The 20,406-nt window shown below is 64.1% G+C and carries 24 protein-coding genes; 8 read left to right on the forward strand and 16 right to left on the reverse strand.

What is annotated here, in order from left to right; translation table 11 throughout:
* Window positions 1-68: 68 nt before the first annotated feature.
* On the reverse strand, window positions 69-1,871 hold the full coding sequence (gene xoxF5, locus S58_RS10915) for a lanthanide-dependent methanol dehydrogenase XoxF5 (protein ID WP_015665355.1): 1,803 nt from the start codon (window positions 1,869-1,871) through the stop codon (window positions 69-71).
* A gap of 405 nt (window positions 1,872-2,276) precedes the next feature.
* Here xoxF5 and S58_RS10920 point away from each other — a divergent pair, with 405 nt between their 5' ends.
* Window positions 2,277-3,230 carry a helix-turn-helix domain-containing protein gene (locus S58_RS10920; RefSeq protein ID WP_042340693.1) on the forward strand — a complete coding sequence of 318 codons (954 nt, stop codon included), beginning with the start codon at window positions 2,277-2,279 and terminating at the stop codon, window positions 3,228-3,230.
* On the opposite strand, the gene S58_RS10925 is transcribed toward S58_RS10920, so the two are convergent.
* From S58_RS10925 to S58_RS10935, 3 genes are read right to left on the reverse strand one after another with little or no spacing between them, the layout of a single operon-like run.
* On the reverse strand, window positions 3,227-4,162 hold the full coding sequence (locus S58_RS10925; RefSeq protein WP_083938802.1) for a substrate-binding periplasmic protein: 936 nt from the start codon (window positions 4,160-4,162) through the stop codon (window positions 3,227-3,229). The two genes, S58_RS10920 and S58_RS10925, sit on opposite strands and share 4 nt — an antisense overlap.
* The gene (locus S58_RS10930) at window positions 4,162-4,518 is read right to left on the reverse strand and encodes a c-type cytochrome (protein ID WP_042339206.1); all 357 of its coding nucleotides are present in this window, start codon (window positions 4,516-4,518) and stop codon (window positions 4,162-4,164) included. Before S58_RS10930 ends, S58_RS10925 begins: the two co-directional genes overlap by 1 nt.
* A 25-nt stretch (window positions 4,519-4,543) precedes the next feature.
* The gene (locus S58_RS10935) at window positions 4,544-6,208 is read right to left on the reverse strand and encodes a methanol/ethanol family PQQ-dependent dehydrogenase (protein WP_015665359.1); all 1,665 of its coding nucleotides are present in this window, start codon (window positions 6,206-6,208) and stop codon (window positions 4,544-4,546) included.
* Window positions 6,209-6,590: 382 nt separating this feature from the next.
* Here S58_RS10935 and S58_RS10940 point away from each other — a divergent pair, with 382 nt between their 5' ends.
* Both S58_RS10940 and pqqA read left to right on the forward strand, forming a co-directional pair.
* Window positions 6,591-6,863, forward strand: coding sequence for a hypothetical protein (locus S58_RS10940; RefSeq protein WP_015665360.1), 273 nt, complete (start codon window positions 6,591-6,593; stop codon window positions 6,861-6,863).
* Between the two features lie 255 nt (window positions 6,864-7,118).
* Window positions 7,119-7,199, forward strand: coding sequence for a pyrroloquinoline quinone precursor peptide PqqA (gene pqqA, locus S58_RS10945; RefSeq protein WP_009031067.1), 81 nt, complete (start codon window positions 7,119-7,121; stop codon window positions 7,197-7,199).
* 156 nt (window positions 7,200-7,355) lie between these two features.
* On the opposite strand, the gene S58_RS10950 is transcribed toward pqqA, so the two are convergent.
* Entirely contained in the window at window positions 7,356-7,664 is a 309-nt protein-coding gene (locus S58_RS10950; RefSeq protein WP_015665361.1) for an EthD family reductase, read from the reverse strand.
* Window positions 7,665-7,882: 218 nt separating this feature from the next.
* Here S58_RS10950 and S58_RS10955 point away from each other — a divergent pair, with 218 nt between their 5' ends.
* Window positions 7,883-8,095: a hypothetical protein gene (locus S58_RS10955; protein ID WP_015665362.1), complete on the forward strand. Its 213-nt coding sequence runs from the start codon at window positions 7,883-7,885 to the stop codon at window positions 8,093-8,095.
* A 30-nt stretch (window positions 8,096-8,125) separates the two neighbouring features.
* On the opposite strand, the gene S58_RS10960 is transcribed toward S58_RS10955, so the two are convergent.
* Genes S58_RS10960 through S58_RS10975 form a run of 4 tightly spaced genes read right to left on the reverse strand, consistent with a single transcriptional unit; the run spans window position 8,126 to window position 10,926 of the window.
* A complete protein-coding gene (locus tag S58_RS10960; protein ID WP_015665363.1) occupies window positions 8,126-8,473 on the reverse strand; it encodes a hypothetical protein in 348 nt (115 codons plus the stop codon).
* A gap of 35 nt (window positions 8,474-8,508) precedes the next feature.
* Window positions 8,509-9,219, reverse strand: coding sequence for an ABC transporter ATP-binding protein (locus tag S58_RS10965; RefSeq protein WP_015665364.1), 711 nt, complete (start codon window positions 9,217-9,219; stop codon window positions 8,509-8,511).
* Window positions 9,209-9,946, reverse strand: coding sequence for an ABC transporter permease (locus S58_RS10970; protein WP_015665365.1), 738 nt, complete (start codon window positions 9,944-9,946; stop codon window positions 9,209-9,211). Before S58_RS10970 ends, S58_RS10965 begins: the two co-directional genes overlap by 11 nt.
* The gene (locus S58_RS10975; RefSeq protein ID WP_015665366.1) at window positions 9,946-10,926 is read right to left on the reverse strand and encodes an ABC transporter substrate-binding protein; all 981 of its coding nucleotides are present in this window, start codon (window positions 10,924-10,926) and stop codon (window positions 9,946-9,948) included. The genes S58_RS10970 and S58_RS10975 overlap by 1 nt, the downstream gene beginning before the upstream one ends.
* An 86-nt stretch (window positions 10,927-11,012) precedes the next feature.
* Here S58_RS10975 and S58_RS10980 point away from each other — a divergent pair, with 86 nt between their 5' ends.
* Entirely contained in the window at window positions 11,013-11,372 is a 360-nt protein-coding gene (locus tag S58_RS10980) for a hypothetical protein (protein WP_015665367.1), read from the forward strand.
* A 23-nt stretch (window positions 11,373-11,395) separates the two neighbouring features.
* On the opposite strand, the gene S58_RS10985 is transcribed toward S58_RS10980, so the two are convergent.
* Complete coding sequence (locus S58_RS10985) at window positions 11,396-12,211, reverse strand: quinoprotein dehydrogenase-associated SoxYZ-like carrier (protein WP_015665368.1); 816 nt, start codon at window positions 12,209-12,211, stop codon at window positions 11,396-11,398.
* A 56-nt stretch (window positions 12,212-12,267) separates the two neighbouring features.
* Window positions 12,268-13,194, reverse strand: coding sequence for a quinoprotein relay system zinc metallohydrolase 2 (locus tag S58_RS10990; RefSeq protein WP_015665369.1), 927 nt, complete (start codon window positions 13,192-13,194; stop codon window positions 12,268-12,270).
* A 161-nt stretch (window positions 13,195-13,355) separates the two neighbouring features.
* On the opposite strand from S58_RS10990, the gene S58_RS10995 reads away from it, so the two are divergent.
* Window positions 13,356-14,240 carry a substrate-binding domain-containing protein gene (locus tag S58_RS10995; RefSeq protein WP_015665370.1) on the forward strand — a complete coding sequence of 295 codons (885 nt, stop codon included), beginning with the start codon at window positions 13,356-13,358 and terminating at the stop codon, window positions 14,238-14,240.
* Window positions 14,237-14,797 (forward strand): PQQ-dependent catabolism-associated CXXCW motif protein, encoded by a 561-nt coding sequence (locus tag S58_RS11000; RefSeq protein ID WP_015665371.1) that lies wholly within the window; start codon window positions 14,237-14,239, stop codon window positions 14,795-14,797. The genes S58_RS10995 and S58_RS11000 overlap by 4 nt, the downstream gene beginning before the upstream one ends.
* Before the next feature lie 227 nt (window positions 14,798-15,024).
* Here the strand turns inward: S58_RS11000 and S58_RS11005 are convergent, their stop codons facing one another.
* The 5 genes from S58_RS11005 to S58_RS11025 form a co-directional block, all read right to left on the reverse strand.
* Window positions 15,025-15,639: a hypothetical protein gene (locus S58_RS11005; RefSeq protein WP_042339214.1), complete on the reverse strand. Its 615-nt coding sequence runs from the start codon at window positions 15,637-15,639 to the stop codon at window positions 15,025-15,027.
* On the reverse strand, window positions 15,636-16,490 hold the full coding sequence (locus S58_RS11010; RefSeq protein WP_015665373.1) for an ABC transporter permease: 855 nt from the start codon (window positions 16,488-16,490) through the stop codon (window positions 15,636-15,638). The genes S58_RS11005 and S58_RS11010 overlap by 4 nt, the downstream gene beginning before the upstream one ends.
* Entirely contained in the window at window positions 16,487-17,299 is an 813-nt protein-coding gene (locus tag S58_RS11015; protein ID WP_042340695.1) for an ABC transporter ATP-binding protein, read from the reverse strand. Before S58_RS11015 ends, S58_RS11010 begins: the two co-directional genes overlap by 4 nt.
* The gene (locus tag S58_RS11020) at window positions 17,299-18,264 is read right to left on the reverse strand and encodes a YVTN family beta-propeller repeat protein (protein ID WP_015665375.1); all 966 of its coding nucleotides are present in this window, start codon (window positions 18,262-18,264) and stop codon (window positions 17,299-17,301) included. Before S58_RS11020 ends, S58_RS11015 begins: the two co-directional genes overlap by 1 nt.
* Window positions 18,265-18,506: 242 nt before the next feature.
* A complete protein-coding gene (locus tag S58_RS11025) occupies window positions 18,507-19,715 on the reverse strand; it encodes an ABC transporter substrate-binding protein (RefSeq protein ID WP_015665376.1) in 1,209 nt (402 codons plus the stop codon).
* A 106-nt stretch (window positions 19,716-19,821) separates the two neighbouring features.
* Here S58_RS11025 and S58_RS11030 point away from each other — a divergent pair, with 106 nt between their 5' ends.
* The gene (locus tag S58_RS11030) at window positions 19,822-20,337 is read left to right on the forward strand and encodes a DUF3280 domain-containing protein (protein WP_173424421.1); all 516 of its coding nucleotides are present in this window, start codon (window positions 19,822-19,824) and stop codon (window positions 20,335-20,337) included.
* Window positions 20,338-20,406: the final 69 nt, after the last annotated feature.

Below are 20,406 nucleotides of genomic sequence, written 5' to 3' on the forward strand. Positions count from 1 at the left end.
CCTTAATTTTTTGGAGTAGGCGAACCGGCGCATGGAGGACATCCATGCGCCGGCCAGGATTGCCTAGCTTACTGCGGGAGCGAGAACACGGTGAGCGCACCACCGAGGGCGGTGTAGTTGCTCAGCGCTGCGTAGCCACCGACTGCACCGAGACCGGCGGTCGGATCCGTCAGGCCCGCTGCGAGACCGATGCCGGCCCAGCCGCCGACACCCGAGAGCACGGCAACGTACTGCTTGCCGCCATTCTCGTAGGTCGTGACGTTGCCGATGATGCCGGACGGAGTCTTGAACTTGTAGAGCTCCTTGCCCGTCTTGGCATCGACCGCCTTGAGGTAGCCTTCCAGCGTTCCGTAGAACACCACGCCACCAGCCGTTGCGAGCGCGCCCGACCACACCGAGAACGGCTCCTTGTTCGACCAGGCGATCTTGCCGGTCTTGCCGTCCCAGGCGATGAAGTTGCCCATATGGGTCTCACCCGCCGGCGGGTACATCGACAGCGTCGCGCCGACATAGGGCTGACCTGCGGTGTAGCTCACCTTGAAGGGTTCGTAGTCCATGCAGACATGGTTGGTCGGTACGTAGAACAGCTGCGTATCCGGCGAGTAGGCCGCAGGCTGTTCGTCCTTGGTGCCGAGCGCCGCCGGGCAGATGCCCTTGGTGTTGACGTCTTCACCCTGCTTGTCGGTCGAGTACTGATCGACAACCTTCGGACGACCGTAGGTCGCGGAGTTCTTGTCCATGTCGACGCCGCTGGTCCAGTTCACCTTCGGGTCGTACTTCTCGGCGACGAGCAGTTCGCCGTTGGTGCGGTCGAGCGTATAGCCGAGGCCGTTACGATCGAAGTGCGTCAGGAGCTTGCGCGGCTGGCCGTTGATCGCCTGGTCCGACAGGATCATCTCGTTGACGCCGTCATAGTCCCACTCGTCGTGGGGCGTCATCTGATATACCCACTTCGCGACGCCGGTATCGGCATGGCGTGCGAAGACCGTCATCGACCATTTGTTGTCGCCGGGACGCTGCTTCGGATTCCAGGTCGAGGGGTTGCCCGACCCGTAATAGACCATGTCGAGCTGCGGATCGTAGGACACCCAGCCCCAGGTGCAGCCGCCGCCGGTCTTCCACTGGTCGCCCTGCCAGGTCTTCAGGCTCGAGTCCTTGCCGACCGGCTTGCCGAGCGCCGTGGTGTTGGCGTCGAACAGGATCTGGTCATCCGGACCTTCGGAGTAGGCCTTCCAGACCTGCTTGCCGCTCTTGATGTCGTAAGCGGTCATGCTGCACTGAACGCCGAACTCACCGCCGGACGTACCGACCAGGACCTTGTCCTTCACCACCAGCGGAGCCGAGGTGCCGGTCTGTCCCTTGCTCGGATCGCCGTTGACGGCGGTCCAGACATGAGCGCCGGTCTTGGCATCGATCGCGACCAGCTTGTCGTCGGCCTGATGCAGGAAGATCTTGCCATCACCATAGGCGACGCCGCGATTGACCGTATCGCAGCACATCACCGGAATGACGTTCGGATCCTGCTTTGGCTCGTAACGCCAGACGATCTTGTTGTCCTGCGACAGATCGAGCGCATACACCTTGTTCGGGAACGGGGTATGCACATACATCATGTTGCCGACGATGAGCGGACCGCCTTCGTGGCCGCGCAGCACGCCGGTGGAGAAGGTCCACGCGACCTGCAGCTTGCCGACGTTCTGGGCGTTGATCTGGTTCAGCTTGGAGTAACGCGTGTTGGCGTAGTCTCCCGCCGGCATCACCCAGTCCTTCGGGTTTGCCGACATCTTGACCAGCTCTTCGCTGGCCCATGCGCCACCCGCGGCAAGTGCCGCGACTGACGTCAGACATGTTGCGAGTAGAACTCTTCGCATCGTCTTTCCTCCCGGGTTCAACTGAGGTTCCGCATCACGCGGCCCAGTATTGCTTCTTCGGCATCATTGATTATCCACTTCCCAACCGGGAAACTTGCCCAAAAGAGAAAAGAGCTTGCTCAAGAGTGAAGCGGATAGAAGTTTTTGAAGGAGATTTTGCTTTGCTGGCCCGCAACATGACGCACATTCTTGTTGCACAGCATCAATTTGCGGCGTCGTGGTTCCACTGAGGGTTGACGTTTCGCTTGACGGCACAGAGGCGAAGGCGGAGGATCGAACAGGGACATTGCCGGGGCTGATGCACCACGAATTTTGGTCGACCTCAAAAAGGGAGTAATTCCGCTCCACTCTCGCCCGCCCTGCTTGGCGGGACGTCGCGTTTCGATCAAGAATCGGTGGATGGACATGTCCGATACGATCCGCTCGCTTAGTACCTCGGGGTTCTCACCGAAGAGCCAGATTCAGCGTTGGTCAGATGCACTGACCGATCTCTGCGGCCGTTTCGATGTCGACCCGTTGGAAGGCGCGTCGTTCGAGGGACGCATCAATTTCACCACTGTCTCGCGCCTGAAGCTGTGCCAGATCGAAGCCAGCCAGCACCGCATCGCGCATACCTATGCGCGCGCGCAAAAGACCGCGCACCCCTACATCAAGATCCTGTTTCAGACCTATGGAATCTCTTATTTCGAGCAGGATGGCCGCCAGATCGAGATCGGCCCCGGTGATTGCCTGGCCTATGACGTCTCGTCGCCGCACACGATCGTCAGCCCCGCGGTGACGCGCCATGATGTCGTGATCGTGCCGAAGGAACTGCTGCAGGAGCGTGGCTTCCGGTCGGAGAAGATGCCGGCCTACAAGCTGTCTGCGCGGAGCGGCACCGGCAAGATTGCGCATGACGTCACGCACGCCGCCTTCGACGAGGCGACCCGGCTGTCGGCCAACTCGGCGGCCAGCGTCGCCGAATCGCTGATCGATCTGTTGCTGTTGCCGCTGCGGGAAGCGGATCGGATGCTCGACCGTGCGGGACCCGAAGCGGTGTACATTCGGGCGCAGGCGTTCATTCGTGAGCATCTGCGCGACCCTGATCTTTGCATCGATCAGATATCGGCCTCCCTGGGCTGTACCAAGCGCTACCTTCACATGGTGTTCAGCGATCGGGGAATGACGGTCAGCGACTACATCTGGCGCGCCCGGCTGCAGCATTGCCGCCAGGAGTTGGAGACGCAGAGCGGCAAGACTATCACAGATGTCGCGTTCTCGTGGGGCTTTTCGAGCTCCTCGCACTTCAGCCGGGTGTTCCGCAAATATTTTGGCGTCGTGCCGTCGTCGGTTCACAAGACGGCGGCGGGCGCGCGCTAGCGCGCTCCGCTCCGGATGATCCTCTGGAATGCATCGCCGAGAATGATCGGCTCACGCGGCGGAAGATAGGTCAGGCCCGCCGCACGTCCCAGATTGGCCAGAGCTCCCGAGGCATCCAGCTCCGACAGGACCTTGTCGACCGACCCCAGCAATTCCGCAGAACTCGATAGTCCGACATAGCCGCGGTTCACGCCGATCGGGTAGCTGTAGCCGGAGGCGGCGAGCTTGGTCTCGGGATGGGCGGCCCGATAGGCATCGAAGCGTCGGCTATCGAGCAGGGTGGCGTCGAATTTGCCCTGTTCGAGCGCGCCCAGCAGATCATCCCGCGTGGGGATCAGATGGGTGATGTCGTCGATCAGGCGTCCCTTGTCGAAGGTCATCAGGATCGCGTCCGCCAGCGTCCCGCTTTCGATCGCGAGCCGCAGTCCGGCGAGATCTCCGATATCGCTGATCCGGCGCTGTGCCGCGGCAGGGCCGAGAACGACCGTCAAGGTCGAGAACATATAGGGCTTGCCCGGCATCAGCGCGCCGAGCGGAATGCGGCGGCGGCGGTCGTCGCGGGTCGCGCCCTCGAAGTCCGGCAGTTTCGCCGTCTTGACGCCCGGCGCGACCAGTCCGTCCTGTGTGAAGGCATAGCTGCCGAGCAGCGAACAGCGCCCGTCCGAAAGCAGCGCATTTGCTTCCAGCGCGGGGCTGGAATCTTCGTCCAGCTTGCTTTCGTACCATTGAATTTCAAGCGTCTTGCCGAGGCGCTCGGCGATCGCCTGGCCCAGCAGGACATCGAAGCCCGCGCCCGGCTTGCCGCGATGATGGACCGAAAGTGGCGGAAGATTTTCGTCCAGACAGATGCGAAGCACATCGTCGGCGGCCCGAGCCGCCGTCGACGCTGCCAAAATGAGGAAGGCAGCCGCCCACCAAGTGAGTCGGCGCATCATTGCGTTCTCCGGCTGGAGACATAGGCCCAGAGCGCGGTGATCTCGTCGTCACTGAGGATGTCGCCCCATGGCGGCATGCGGCCGTTCTTGCCTTGCTTCACCGTCGTGACGAAACGAGGCTGGTCATCGGGAAACCGGCGCAGGTCAGGTGTGATCGTGCCGGAATTCACCATGTTCGGGCCGTGGCAGTGCGAGCATTTTTGCGCAAATGTCGTCTTGCCGAGGTCGACCGGGTTGTGTGCAGCGCTCTCGTCTTGTTGTTGGGCCAGGGCTTGTTGCGTGAAGACGGCCGCCGAGAACAGGGCCGAGATCGCCACGACGGCGGCGAAGGTCGCCGCCGTTCTCATGAACATGTTCTGTCTCACGGGCAATCCGCGCTCAGTTCTTGACCGCGAAGACCCACAGCGAGCCGCCTGCCGGAACGTTGGCGAGGCGTTCGTCACCGGAGAACAGCGAGTACACGCCGCCATAGCCGGAGGTGACAGCGACGTATTGCACGCCGTCCTGCTGCCAGGTGACGGGCTGGCCTTCGATGCCGGAGCCGGTCTGGAACTGCCACAGCTTCTTGCCGCTGTCGGCGTCGAACGCTTCGAACTCGCCGGTGAGCTTGCCCGAGAACACCACGCCGCCGGCGGTCGACAGCACGCCGGAGAAGCGCGGGATGTCGCTCGGCTGCTCCCACTTGGTCTTGCCGCTCATCGGATCGATGGCCTTCAGCTGACCGCGCGGACCTTCCGGCCAATCCCAGAGGTCCGTCAGGTCCATGCCGAGGTACCACTCGCCGGCCTTGTAGGTCGCAGGCTCGGTCTTGTAGTGACCGCCGAACACCAGCGTATTGGCGTAAGCCAATCCGGTCTGCGGATTGAACGACATCGGCTCCCAGTTCTTGCCGCCGAGGATCGAGGGATAGACCACGACCTTCTTGCCCTCGCGCGCATCACGCGTGACGTCGGTCTCGACCGGCTTGCCGGTCTTCATGTCGATGCTCGAGGCCCAGTTGACCTTCACATAGGGATTGGCTGCGAGCAGTTTGCCGTTGGTGCGATCGAGCACGTAGAAGAAGCCGTTGCGGTTGGCATTCATCAGCACCTTGGTCGGCTTGCCTTCGACGTTCATGTCGGCAAGCACCATCTCGGCAACGGCGTCATAGTCGAACGGGTTGTTCGGCGAGAACTGGAAGTGCCATTTGGTCTTGCCGGTTTTCGGATCCAAGGCGAGCACCGAGCAGGTGTAGAGGTTGTCGCCAGGGCGCACCGCCGCGTTGAACGGGCCGGGATTGCCGACGCCCCAGAACACGGTGTTCTGCTCGGGATCGTAGGAGCCTGTGATCCAGGTCGAGCCACCGCCGAGTTTCCAGGTATCGCCCTTCCAGGTGTCGCCGCCGGGTTCGTCCGGACTAGGCACCGTGTGGGTGCGCCACAAATGCTTGCCGGTCGCCGGATCCCAGCCGTCGATGAAGCCGCGGGTGCCGAACTCCGCACCGGAGATGCCGGTCAACACGACGCCATCGGCGACGAGCGGTGCGACCGTCATCGAGTAGCCTTCCTTGATGTCGGCGGCCTTCTGACGCCAGAGCTCCTTGCCGGTCTTGGCGTCGAGCGCAATCACATTGGCATCGAGCGTCGTGCGGAAGAGTTTGCCATCGAACAGGGCCGCGCCGCGGTTGATGATACCGCAGCAGACCACGCGCGGCGTCTCGGCGGGATAGTCGATCTTGCTCTTCCAGATCTGCTTGCCGGTCTTGGCGTCGACCGCCATCGTTGCATTATGGGTCGTGACGTAGAGGACGCCCTGGTAGACCAGCGGCTGAGACTCCTCACTGCGATCGTCGGAGAAGCTGTAGTTCCAGACCGGGACCAAGCTCTTGGCGTTGTCCTTGTTGATCTGCGTGAGCGGGCTGAACCGCTGCAGATTATAGCCCATGCCGTAATTGAGGACGTTCCCCGTATCAGTTGCACCCTTGACCAACTGATCGGCACTCTGCGCGCTTGCACCATGTGATGCAAAAATAGCGAGGCCTGCGGCCAGCGCGATCCGCTTCATTCATTTCCTCCAGGATTTTTATGCGCGCCTATCCTGACGCTGCGGGAACAACACTCCCCTCGAAATCGGGAACCGTCAATATGAAATGGTGGCAGGCGCCATCGCCCGATCGGGAAGCCGTCAAGGCCCGTCACCGAAGAGCACGCCAAATCCTTGCGATCACTTGGTGATCAGCAGCGGCATGATGGCACCTGTTTCATGCTGCTTTGCGGCATGAACATTGCTTCACTGCAACATGCCGGGACAACAGAGGAGTAGGCGGATGAGACGAACCATCCTTTGGCTCGGCATGCTGTGTTGCCTTTGGGTGAGTGCGAGTGCGCGTGATCTCGGTCAATGGGGAGCAGTAGATCCTGCATTGCGCCAATGGTACGAGGCCCTGATGCAGCCCGACGTGCCGACGGCATCGTGCTGCGGAGAGGCTGACGCGTACTTCGCCGACGAGATCCATGTCCGCGATGGCAAGACCTATGCGATCATCACCGACGATCGTCCCGACGAGCCGCGCGGTCGTCCCCATGTCGATATCGGTACGGAAATCGAGGTCCCGGATCACAAGCTGAAATGGGACAAGGGAAATCCGACGGGGCACGGCATCATCTTCCTGAGCCGCAATCGATATGTGTTCTGCTACGTACAGCCGGGCGGCGCGTGAGCGGCCTTTACCGCCACTCTGCCACAGGCGGAAAACGCGGCGCCTCTGCGGTCGAGGACCCCATGGGGAGCGGTGCGATCATTGAGGCGAAACGTTGTCGATTCGAGCCGTTGCATCCGATTGTTCAACTAAGCGACCACTGCCAAAATGCACCTGGCATCTGTCGAGCCTTGCGTTCCCCGGGACACGATCCTAGCTTCGGCGTTGGCGTGAGCAATGCGCCAGTCAATGATAGTCTGAACTTGGGAGTTTGAAATGGCCTGGAAGACCCCGAAAATCGTCGAAGTGCCGGTGGGCATGGAAATCAACATGTATGCCTGCGCAGCGCGCAAGTAACGACTAGCGATCTGCCAAGCCTCTTGACAGCGAACTTCGCCATCGAGCGGCTTGGCAGATCCGTTATTGGGGATGATCCGCGAGATTGTCCCGGCGATCGGCTCATCGGCCGATCCGAACTGGTGCCTGGACCTCTCGACCGATCCGCTCGAACGATCAGACGTCCTGCGTGTCGAAAATATACAGGTCGACACCGCCATCGGCGAAGTTGGGCAGATCTCCGGCCGCTGCCTTGCCCTCCGCCGAGCCCATCCCTGCCTGCAGCGCAGGCATCGAATCGAAGACCAAGGTGGCAACGAGGTGGATATTGGTGGGGCCCGCCGGGCCATTCACCGGTCCCCGGCTGATGTCGTAGCTCTTCAAGCCCGGAATCTTCTTGGCCAGCGGCACGTGGATGGTCATGTAGTGCTTGTCGAACGCCTCGGCGCTCTTGGGGGTCTTGTAGAGTACGAGAACCTTGGGCATCTGCTTCCTCCGCATTCGCTTTTCTGAGGTCGATCGACCGACGCCATTGCAGCCGATCTGCCGGTTCGGATCAAGCGTCAGGACCCGGTTCGCTTATGGATGGTCGCTCCCGCCTCAGTTCCGCTCACATAATGTGTGGCGCGCCGAGAAACCGATGCGGCCCGATCTCGTATTTTCAGGTAGTCTGCAACGTCAGGCTTATCGAAGGATCCCGAGCCATGAGCCCCATCGACCTCGTCATCACGGTCTGCGCGGTGCTGTCGCCTACCACCTGTGAAGAGCAGCATCTGGTTTTCGCCAATGGTGGCGCGTCGCTGCAGCAATGCGCGATGAAGGCGCCGCCCTACATTGCCCAGTGGATCGGCGAGCACCCGAAATGGACCGCGGTGCGGTGGCGCTGCGAATATCCGCACAGCAACGACAAGGCCTGAGGCCGGTTTGGCCGCGGCTGTGTTGGCTGCCTACTTGGTGCACTCCTTGAGGTCCTTGTCGGCCACCGAGACCACGGCGTCGGCCTTGATGTCGAGGCCGCGCACGAAACATTGCCGGTCGCCGGCATAGCTCACCTTGGCATCATAGCGGCCCGGCTCGACGCCGGTGAGCTTCAGCCGCTCGTCGTGATCGAGCTCCTTGTCCTTGTCGCTCAGCGTCTGATTCGGACCCCAGTTGTTCTGGCCGGCGGGCGACAGCTGAAAGCCGGTCATCGTCGCGGTGGTCAGATTCCAGAGCCGGATGCCCTTGCTTTGCGCGACGGCGGCGAGCGGCAGGCCGAACAGAATGATGGCCGTCACTGCGAGTGCGCGTCTCATGGCGTTTCCCTGGGGTCCGATGTCCTTTGCCCTGACTATGACATGGAAAAATCCCGGCGCGCCAGATCGGCCTTGATCGCCGCAACCGCGTCGTTGCTGCGCTGCGCGCGCGGCACCTCGATCGGGACGGCATGCAGCAGACGGGCAGGGCGCGCGGACAGCAGGAAGATGCGGTCGCCGAGCCGCACCGCATCGTCCATGCTGTGCGTGACCAGAAGCGTGATCATCGGCCTGGAGGCCACGAGCATCGCAATCTCGTCGCGCAGCCGCGCCGCGAGCGCATCGTCCAGGGAGGCCAGCGGTTCGTCGAGGATGAGGAAATCCGGCTCGACCGCAAAGGCCCGCGCCAGCGCCACGCGACGGGCGAGGCCGAGCGACAGCTCGCCGGGAAAGTGAGTGCGATGCGCGTCGAGCTCGAGCACGCCGAAGATCGCGGCCAGCCGGTCATCCGTGACATCAGGCGCGGCCAGCCGGACATTGTCCTCGACGGACCGCCACGGCAGCAGCCGCGGCTCCTGGAACACCATCGCCAGCCGGGCGCCGTCGGGGCGCGCGACGTGGCCCTGATAGTCGCTGTCGAGACCGGCCAAGATCCGCAGCATCGTGCTCTTGCCGCAGCCGGAGGGGCCGACGACGACGCCGACCTCGCCCCGCTGCAGCGCAAACGCGATGCCGCCGATCACCTCCTGGCGCTTGCCATTGGCGCTGGTGAAGCTCTTGGACCTGATATCGACCTCAAGCCGCACGGAGCCGCCACCTCGATGCGCGCAGCTCGAACGGCTGGACGATGACGGCTTCGATCACCAGCACCACCGCGGCGAAGCTGAGCGAGTAGGCGAGCAGCAGCGGGATGTCGAACAATTGGAAGGCCACGCCGATCTCGAAGCCGATGCCGTTGGGCCGTCCGAGCAGCTCGGCGACCAGTACGATCTTCCAGACCAGCGACAGGCCGGAGCGGGCCGCAGCGGCGATATAAGGCGCCAGTTGCGGCAGCAGGACGTGGCGCAGGATACGGCTGCGTGGGAAGGCGAACACCTTCGCCATCTCATCCAGCGATGGATCAAGCGCGCGGGCACCCTCGCGCAAGGTGACGACGGCCGTCGGCAGCTTGTTGATCGCGATCGCGGCGATGGCCGCGACCTCGGTCAGCCCGGCCCAGATGTAGGCGAGCACGATCACCACCAGCGCCGGCAGATTGAGCAGCAGGATCAGCCAGGGATCGCCGAGGCGATTGGCGAGCCGGCTGCGCCCCATCAGATATCCGAGCGCCGAGCCGAGCGCCATGGACAAGGTGAAGGCGAGGACGACGCGGGCGAGCGTCGCGCCGAGATGCAGAAACAGCGCGCCGGACTTCGCTTCCGCGACCGCGGCTGCCAGGACCACGGAGGGCGGCGGCAGCTTGGCGCTGCCGGCGACGGTCGCGGCCACCCACCAGGTGGCCAGCAGAAGCGCAAAGGACAACAGCCGCAGCACTAATCCCTCGCATCCGCCCTGTAGTAGGTGCCGGGACTGAGCTCAGTGGCGGGGCCGACCAGATCGCGGCCGCCGATCGAAGCGAGCACGCCGTAGAGAATGCGGGCGTCGGCCTCTTCCTCGGCCACCGGCCGGCGCGGAATGCCTTCGCGATAACGGTCGCGATAGGCGCGCAAGGTGGCTTCATCGGGCGCGCCGGTCAGCAGCGATATCGTCTGCCACTCGGCATCCGACGTTGCCAGGATCTCCTTGGCCTTGGCCGTGACGGACAGGAAACGTGCAACGAGATCGCGATGCTTGGCGGCCCAGTCCTCGTCGAAGACATAACCGATCATCGCAGTGCGGCCCTTGGCGCCGAACGGCGCCAGGAGATCCTCGACACCGGCGAGACGGCGAAAGCCCTTCGCCTCCAGCGCCGCACAGAAATTCCAGTAGTTCAAGCCGGCATCCATCTCGCCATCGGCCAGCTTGGCCGCCAGCAGCGGCGGCGCGCCATAGGTGATGGTCGCCTGCGACTTCAGGTCGACGCCGTCGCGCTTGAGCGTGGCCTGCAGCAGGAGCCAGCTCTTGTCGAGCGGGCCGCCGGCCACGGCGAGCTTGCGTCCCTTGAGATCGGCAAGGGTCTTGAGGGGGGAACTGGCAGGGACCATCACGGCGCCGAGCGCGCTGGAATAGGGATAGAATGTCAGCTTGGCGCCGAGCGTGCGCTCGCGCGAGACCCAGAGCCAGTCCGACACCATGATGTCGGCATTGCCGGCACGCAGCGCGATCTTGCCGGCCTCGGGGCTTGCGAGCTCGACTGCGTCGATCGCGATATCCGCCTGTTTGTCGAGCTGATGGGCGCGGATGACGGCCAATTCCCATGCGAAGGTGCCCGTCTTCTGCACCGCAACCTTGACGGTCTCGGCGGCGCAGCATGCGGAAACCGGCAGTACGGCGCAGGCGAGTATCGCGATCAACAAACGACCGATCTGCGTCATGGGCGCGTCTGCATTTCCTCGAGATGTGTTCTTTTCAGCCTCATTCCCTTAGCATAGCTTCGGCTGCGATGCCGCGGAGGACTGTCATGCGTTGCGCTGTTTCGGTAGGACCGATTGTCGCCCTCAATCTCGTGTTGATCGGGATCAGCGGGGTCGCTCGTGCCGAGGACCTCAACGATTACCCGACCTCGGCGCGCGCCGAATATGTGTTCGGCTGCATGAAGGCCAATGGCGAAACCCGCCAGGCAATCTCGCAATGCTCCTGCTCGATCGACATCATCGCGTCGATCATCCCCTATGAGCGCTACGTCACGGCAGAAACCGTGCTGAGCATGTCGCAGGTGCACAGCACGCTCGGGACCCAGTTCAGAACCTCCGAGCAGGCGGCCAACGCGCTGAACGATCTCCGGCGCGCGCAGGCCGAGGCCGAAGTTAGATGTTTCTGACGCCCTGACGCTCCAGCGGATCATCAGGTTCCTGAGCCGTCGGCAGGCCACTCATGCTCGAACACGTGCCCCTGCGTATCCCTGGCTTCGGCGCGGAATTGCTTGGCGCCGCTGGAGACGTAGGTGAAGCGGATGTTCGGGTCCTCCGAGATCGAGATGCCGCCTTCGACCGACAGCACCAGGCTGCCGTCCTGTGACAGCGTCAGCCGGTCGATGAAGAAGGCGGGGATGTAGAGCTGCGTCAGCTGGTCCATCTGCAGCCCGGAATTGTTGGGATGCCCGACCATGACCTGCGCTTCGCGGACGCCGCTCGTCGCGCCGTCGCCGCTCTGCGTGAACTGCCGGTAGCGCATCTGGCCGATGCGCGCCTTCGCCTCGTCCGGATTTTTCGCCGCCGGCGCCGAGCAGCCGCCAGAGGCCTTGACGAAGGTCTTGACCACATAGAGCTGGCCGTCGCTCAGTTCGGCCACGGCATGCACGTCGGTGTAGTTGTTGACGCGGACGCGGGTGGAAATGGCTGTCACATTGGCGTCGGCGCCGAGCGTGAACTTGGCGGCCATCGGCGCCGGGTTCTGGTCGATCACCAGCGTGATGGTTCTGATCCGACGCTCGTCGGCCGGCGACAGCTTGCTGCGCAGGGTGACCGGGACCACCGACGCATCCTCGGCGCGGGTGGGCATCTCGATCGCCAGCACGTCGGCGCCGTCCTGCATCGCCTTGTTGTTGAAGATATCCTGAACCAGTCCCGGCCAGGGATCGTAAGCGTCGGCGGCGTTCGCAGGTGCGAAAGCGAATGCGAGACATGCGCCGAGCAGCAGTGTGGACGGCAGACGGATCATGGCGCAGTCCTCCTCAAGCGGTCTGGAGTGCTAACAATCATAGCGCGTTGCTGGCCTCATTCCCATTCCATTTCTGAGAATGCCGCGGTCGCGTTGCGGGCATTGTAATCGTCGAACAGCTGCCATTTGCCGCGCTCTGACCCGGCGGCACCGGCAGCGTCGGCGATCGGCTTGCCCGCCTTGATCAGCCCGCGAACGTCGCCAGCCAATGTGTCGAGGTAGCGGCGCTCGTCGCTGAGCGCCAGCGGCCACGGGCTGACGGGGCCGTGGCCCGGTACCACCCGATCGGCCGGGAGCGCAGCGAGCGTGTCGATATCGGCGATCCAGCCGCGCAGGCTGCCGTCCATCACCGGGATGTGACGCAGGAAGACGAGATCGCCGGCGAACAAGCTCCGGCTCTGGTCGTCGAAGACGGTCAGGTCGCAGTCGCTGTGCGCGGTACTCCAGGCCTTCAGCGTGAGGGTGCGCCCGCCGAGATCGAGCGCCATCTGGTCGTCGACGACGATCGAGGGGGCAACGAGACGGACCTCGTCGATCAGCTCGGCGCCCATCAGGCGGCGGAAGGCCTCGATGTAATGCGGACCGCGGACGGCGAGCGCGCGGGAAAGATTTTTGGCGCCCACGAAGCTCGTGCCGTTCCCCTGAAACGCGGCATTGCCGAACATATGATCGGGATGGGCATGGGTGTTGATGACGTAGCGGACCGGCTTGCTGGTGTGGGCCCGGACCGCGGCCAGCAAAGCGCGCCCCTCGCGCACGCTGCCGCCGGTGTCGATCACGGCGACGGCGTCATTGCCGATGATGAAGCCGACATTGGCGATGGCGCCCTCATTTTCCGCATTCATCAACTCCGTCCGGCCGATATGGACGAAGACGCCGGACGCGATCTCGCTGACCTCGAGTTCCCCGGAGGCGGCATGCAGTGCGCCGGCGAGCACCAGCGCGCAGCAGAGCGCGAACCCCACCATGAGCTGCCGTATCATCGGCTCGCCTCGCATGCTCGGAAGGGGCTCGTTGGATTGCTCGAGTTGCGCCGCAGCATGCGGTCAACTCTTCGCGATGTCGGCAGCTGTTGCGCTCGCGAGGCCGGCAGCCTAGCATTTTCAAAAATACCTCGATGCGCTCCATAGGGATGGAAATACGGATGACGAAGCGTCACGTTGATGTCCGCTGGCTGTTGGCTCTGGCCGCGGGAATGACCTTGCTGGGATCGGCGCCTTCGCGCGCGCAGAGCAATGACGGTTTGGACCTGTCGATCGAGCTGGTCGATCCCAAAGTGCTCCGGGTCTGCGCCGATCCGCGCAACCTGCCGTTCTCCAACGAAAAGGGCGAGGGGTTCGAGAACAAGCTCGCCGAGTTCTTTGCCGCCAAGCTGCAGAAAAAGGTCGACTACACGTTCTTTCCGCAGGCCACCGGCTTCGTGCGCATGACGCTCGGCTCGCATCGCTGCGACGTGATCATGGGCTTCCCGCAAGGCGACGACCTGGTGCAGAGCACCAGTCCCTACTACCGGACGTCGTACGCGATCGTGACCAAGCCTGGCTCCGATCTGGCCGACGTCACGACCTTGGAGGACGCCAAGCTCAAGGGCAAGCACATCGGCATCGTGGCGGGCACGCCGCCGGCCACCAACATGGCGCTGGCCGGGCTGATGACGACGGCAAAACCCTATCCGCTGATGATCGACACCCGCGTCGATTCCTCGGCCGAGGCGATGATCAACGACCTCAAATCGGGTGAGATCGACGCCGGCGTGCTGTGGGGGCCGATGGCCGGCTACTACGCCAAGCAGGCGAGCCCGCAACTGCACGTGACGCCGCTGGTCGGCGAGACCAGCGGGCCGAAGCTGATCTATCGAATCGCCATGGGGGTGCGCGGCGCCGACCAGAACTGGCGGCGTCAGCTCAACAAGCTGATCCAGGAGAACCAGGGCGAGATCAACAAGATCCTGCTCGACTTCGGCGTGCCGCTGCTGGACGAGGGTAATCATCTGATCACCGCCGAGGCTGCGGCCAAGTCGTCGCCATGATCGGTCGGCTCGCCGCCGTGGCGTTGGCAGGCGCGCTGCTGATCGCCGCGGCGGTGCGGGCCGATGATCTGGTGGCTGAGCCGGACAGCTATCGCACCGAGAGCTACCGCGCACCCGTGCCGACCACGCTGGCCGGGGCGCGGGTGCTGTCGACCCAGGACACCGAGGCGATCTGGCGCGCGAAGTCCGCCGCCTTCGTCGACGTGCTGCCGCGGCCGCCCAAGCCGAAAAATCTGCCTCCCGGCACAGTGTGGCGTGAGCAGCCGCGCCAGGACATTCCCGGCAGCATCTGGCTGCCCGACACCGGCTATGGCGTGCTGGCGGCCGCCACCGAGGATTATCTGAAGCGTGGGCTTGCTCAGGCGTCTGGGGGCGATCTCGGCCGCCTGCTGGTGTTCTACTGCCTCGAAGATTGCTGGATGTCGTGGAATGCCGCCAGGCGCGCGCTGACCTACGGCTATCGCAATGTCGCCTGGTATCCCGACGGCACCGACGGCTGGAGCCGCGCCAACCTGCCGCTGCAGCAGATTCAGCCCGAGCCGCGGCCGGAGGAGTAAGCGGATAGCTTGGTAGCTCCAAAGGCCATCGCCAGCTGTCTTGCTCGTCATGCCCGGGCCTGACCCGGGCATCCACGTGTTGCCGCGTAGAACGACGTGGATGGCCGGGCCTTCGCCGCGCCGAAACGGCTGCGGCCGCGCAGGCGGGACAAGCCCGGCCATGACGATGAAGGATTGGTGCGCTCCCTCTACGCCGTCATGGTGATGAGCGAGCGGCATCGGCAGACCTACTCCATGTCCTGCTGGATCTCGCGGGCCAGGGCGAACAGCCGCTGGTCGATCGCGGTCGGGACCTCGCAGACGAACTTCATCACGCGACGGCGATCCTCGAAGATGCGCGTCTCCCAATTCACCTGGTTGGCCAGCTCCTCGACCTTGGCCTGATCCGGCGTGGCGCCGCTCTGCAGCTCTTGCAGCGCGATGGTGTCGCCGCGCACCTTGTCGACCGCCTCGCGCTGCTTGCGCATGACGCGCTCGAGCCCGTTCATGACCGATGTCCGCTGCGCATTCAGCGTATCGAACAGGCCGGCGAACAGCAGCTTGCCCTTCCGCGCCTTCTCCTCAGGCGTCCCGGTAAGGAAATCGGCGACGTCCTTCTGCGCCTCTTCGAGCGGAATGCGGCGCGCGGCGAGCTTGGCGACGAGGGGCGATACCTTAGCATCGTCCTTCCAGCTCGCGCCGACGTCGTCGATGGCTGGGCCGGACCAGACCGCCGCGATCGAGATCTCCGGCACCTTGGCCTGCGGACAGGGCCAATCCGGATAGCGGGGGTCGGCGGCCAGCGCGGTGCTTGTCGATGCCGACAACGACAGGATTGCCGCCAACAGATATCTCGACCTCATGCCTCGCCTCCGGGACCACGCCGTACCAAACCACGCGAAGGATCGTAGGCGATGATCGCGCCGATCATGAACACGGTTGTGCAGCCTGCGACCACAGCCAAAGAAACCCAGTTCATCTTGCCATACAATGCGAACCGGATGAGCTCGACCGCGTGGGTAAAAGGATTGGCTTCGCAGAGGTAAGCGAGCCACGGGCTGCCTTCCTCGACGCGCCACAGCGGGTAGAGCGCCGACGAGGCAAAGAACATCGGGAAGATCACGAAGTTCATGACGCCGGCAAAATTCTCCAGCTGCTTGATGCCCGAGGAGATCAGCATCCCCAGCGCGCCGAGCATCAGGCCGGACAGGATCAGCGCCGGCAGCACGGTCAGATAGCCCATCGGTGGCGGCGTGATGTCCCAGAACCAGGCGATCGCCAGGAAGGCATAGACCTGCAGCACCGAGACGGCCGTGCCGGCGAGCAGCTTGCAGAACAGGAGATAGCCGCGCGGCAGCGGGCTCACGAGAAGCGTGCGCATGTTGCCCATCTCGCGGTCGTAGACCATCGACAGCGACGACTGCATGCCGTTGAACAGCTGGATCATCGCCATCAGGCCGGGGGCGATATAGACCTCGTAGAGGATGTAGGTCTCGTAGGGCGGGATGATCGAGATGCCCAGCACCTGGCGGAAGCCGGCGGCGAAGATGAAGAGCCAGACCAGCGGCCGGACCAGCGCCGAGACGAAGCGCTCGCGCTGATGCAGGAAGCGCAGCCCTTCGCGCCAGACGATGCCAGTCAGGCAGGTGACGTATTCGCCGGCCGAGAAGCCGCTGCGTGTCGGCGCGGGCGCGTGCACGGTGGTGACGGTCATGCGTCCGAGCTCCTTGCAGGGCGGGCCTGTGTCGTCAGTCGCGCAAAGGCTGCATTGACATCCGACGCTCCGGACTCCGCGATGACCTGCGGCACCGGTCCGCGTGCCAGCACGCGGCCCTGATGCAGCACGACGAGGTCGTCCGTGGCCGCGATCTCGTCGAACAGGTGCGTCGCCCAGAGCACGCCGATACCTTGCTCGGTCACCAGCTGGCGGACATGTCCGACAATGTCGGCGCGCGCCTTGACGTCGAGCCCGACAGTGGCCTCGTCGAGCAGCAGCAGGCGCGGCCGGTGCAGCAGGGCGCGGGCGATCTCCAGCCGGCGCATCTGGCCGCCGGAGAGGTCGCGCACCTTGCTGCCGGCGCGGTCGGCGAGACCGATCCGCGTCAGCAGCTTCTCGCTGCGCGCACGGGCTTCGCGGCGCGAGATGCCGTGCAGCGCGGCGTGATAGAGCAGGTTCTGCGTCAGCGACAGATCGAGATCGAGCGTGCGCGGCTGGAATACGACGCCGAGCAGCCGCAGCGCTTCGCCGGGCGTGCGGCCGATGTCATGGCCGAAAATACTGATGTGGCCGGTCTGCACCGCGAACAGCCGCGTGATCAGCGAGAACAGCGTGCTCTTGCCGGCGCCGTTGAGGCCGAGCAGGGCGGTGAAGCTCGCGGGCTGCACGGCGAAGCTGACGTCGTTCAGCGCCTTGCGAGCGCCGTAGGAATGGCTGACGCCGGCGACCGACAGCGCCGGGACCTGGTCGGAGACCGGCTGCTGTGCAGAGCTCGTCGTATCGAGAGCGGGTGCGTTCTGCGTCATCATGGCTGTGCAATCGTGATGCCCCAGGGCAGTTCGCCGACCTGGATGGTCTTGATCACCTTCTGCGCGGCGACGTCGATCACCGAGACGTCGTTGGAGACGCCGTTGGTGACGAGCAGATATTTCTCGTCCGGCGTGAACTCCATGTGCCAGACGCGCTGGCCGACCAGCAGATATTTCTTCACCTCGTGGGTGGTGCCGTCGACGACCGCGACCCGGTTGGCCGGGCCAAGCGCGACGAATCCGGTCTTGCCGTCCTTGGTCAGGGCGATGCCGACCGGCTGGATCGCCTCGCTGCGCAGCCCGGGGATGGCGAACTTGATCTTGCCCGTGACCTCGCGCTTGGCCGGATCGATGATCGACACCGTGCCGCCGATCTCGGCGGACACCCACAGCTCCGAAGCGTCGGTCTTGAACTCGGCATAGCGCGGCCGCGCATCGACCAGCACGTTGGCGACGATCTGGCGCGTCGCCGTGTCGATGAAATGCGCCATGTTGGTGGTCTCGGAGGTGCAGATCAGGATCTTGCCGTCCGGGCTCAGCATCATGCCCTCCGGCTCGACGCCGACCTGGACGTCGCCGATGCGGATGCGCTTCTCGAGGTCGATGACAGTAACGGTGTTGTCGTTCTCGTTGGCGACGTAGAGCGTCTTGCCGGCGGCGTCCTGCGCGAACAGCTCGGGATCGGGACCGGAGGGCAGGGTGTCGACGATCTCCTGCTTCTTGGCATCGATCACCTGGATCGTATCGTCGTCACCGACCGCAACCATCACGAACTTGCCGTCGCGCGTGAACGAAATGCCGCGCGGACGCTGGCCGACCTTGATGGTCTTGGTGACGGTCCAGCTGTCGGTGTCGATCACGGAGACCGTGTTGCCCTTCTCGTTGGAGATGAAGGCAACGTAGGCGGCGGCGGGGGCGATGGGTGCGAGGGACAGGGCGGCGCTGAGCAGGCAGGCTGCCATGCCGAGGCACCTGCGAAGTCGTGGCCGTCCTTCGAGACGCCCGCCTCCGGCGGGCTCCTCAGGACGAGGGCTGCGTTGACAGGAAAATTCTAGCCTCGCTTTGTTGCCGCATGCGCGCTCAGGACCCTCATGGTGAGGAGCGCCGTCTTCGGCGCGTCTCGAACCATGAGGCCCCGGAGTAGCAGCCATATTGCTCTGGTGTGTCGGACGAAGCACTTTCATCAGCATGATCAGATCCGACATCATTGCAGCTTGCACTTGGTTTCGGGGCGGTCGACACCGAGGGTGTCGAGCTCGGAGAATTGATGCAGAAAACCCTCTTGCGGCGAGACCGAAACGATCATGCGGCCGTCGGCGAGCAGGATCGGCTGGCGCAGCTGCAGGTTCCAGTCGCGCAAGGAGAGGCGCGTACCCTTGAAGGCGGCGATGGTGAAGTTCGGGCCCTTGAGGTAGTCGGTCATCGCCTTGGCGTCGCCGGAGTTGGTGCGCGATGCCGCTTCACCGACCATGCGCACGGCCATCCAGGCCTGCATGTCCAAGGCGTCCATGCGACGGGACGCCAGCTTCATGAAGCGGTTCTGCAATTGCGTCGCGCCCCACTGGTCTTGCGACGGATCCCAGCTGGTGGGACGCAGGCCCGCCGAGCCTGCGACCGGGCGGGGATCCCAGGTGCGATACGGCAGATAGTTGGCGAACACTTCGCTCTCGTCGGCGGCGACCAGCACGTCATAGGCCGGCGCCTTCTGCGTGAACACCGGCATCTGGCGCTGAATGAGCGTCACGCCGCTATCGGTCCGGCGGGCGCCGCCGCTGTCCTCGAATGTGCGCTCCTCCACGATCTTGGCGCCGAAGCGGGTGGCGGCGCGGCGCAGTGCGTCGGCGAACAGTTTGTCCTTGTCGTGCGAGCCGGTCACGAGCAGCCAGCGCTTCCACTGCTTCCAGACCAGATATTGCGCGAGGCCATCGGCCAGCATCGAGCGGGTCGGCGCGACATGGATGACATTGGCGCGGCAGTCCTGCTCGCGCAGCCGGTCATCGGTGGCACCGACATTGAGCAGGGTGATGCCGCGTCCACGCAAGGCATCTGCGACCTTCAACAGCGCATCGGCCGGGAGATCGGCAAGGATGAAGCCGGTCTGGCCGGCGAGCTCGTTGGCCGCTTGGCCTGCGTCCTCGTCATCCTTGACGCGGCGGTCGATCAGGGTGAAGCGCTGGTTGAGGAACTTGCCGGTGGTGTTGTTGTCCTCGATTGCCAGCCGGGCGCCGGCCACGCCGTCATCCGCTGCCGGCTGGTCGAGCGGCGACAAGGTCTGCGGCACGCTGGCACGGCCGAGATAGCCGATCGCAATGTCGACCGGCTCCGCGGCAGAAGCCGCCGTTGCGGCAGCAATGAGGCCGATCGCGCCGATCAGAGATCGAGCCAGAACTCCCAGGACCACATGTCCTCCCATTGTTCCCTCGTCCTTTTTCGGCGAGGTTTCGTCTTGCAAGATGACCGAATTGGCCTAGCTTTCAACCCCGCTTTTGGCCGCTCTTGCATCATTTCGGATCACGACCTTGAAACTCGCTCTTGTTCTTACGTCTTTGATCCCCTTGCTTGCGACACCGGCTCGTGCCGAGCCGCCCAAGGTCGCGGTATTCGATTTCGAGCTGATCGACACCAGCCTGCAGGGCGAGGTGCAGGGACCGCGCGCGGACGAGCAGCAGCGCCTGGCGCATGCGGCCGAGCAGTTGCGATCGGCGCTGCAGGACTCCGGACGTTTTCGCGTGCTCGATATCGCACCCGTTAACGATGCGGCGCACCACAGCAATCTGCAGGCCTGCGGCGGCTGCGACGTCAAGCTCGCCTCCGACATCGGCGCCGATCTTGCGATCACCGGAACGGTGCAGAAGGTTTCCAACCTCATCCTCAACATGAACATCTATCTGCACGACGTTCACAGCGGCAAGTCCGTCGCGGCTGTTACGGCCGACATGCGCGGCAACACCGATGAATCCTGGACCCGCACCATGGCCTGGCTGATCCGCAACCGCCTGCTGGCGCCGAACTACGGCGCGCCGCAGGCGCAGTAGACAGGCCCCGCGACTCGCCGGCGCCCGCGGCACGCCCTCTCGATGAGGCGGGACAGCGCGATACAACCG

This window comes from Bradyrhizobium oligotrophicum S58 (assembly GCF_000344805.1).
GTDB classification, from domain to species: Bacteria; Pseudomonadota; Alphaproteobacteria; order Rhizobiales; family Xanthobacteraceae; genus Bradyrhizobium; species Bradyrhizobium oligotrophicum.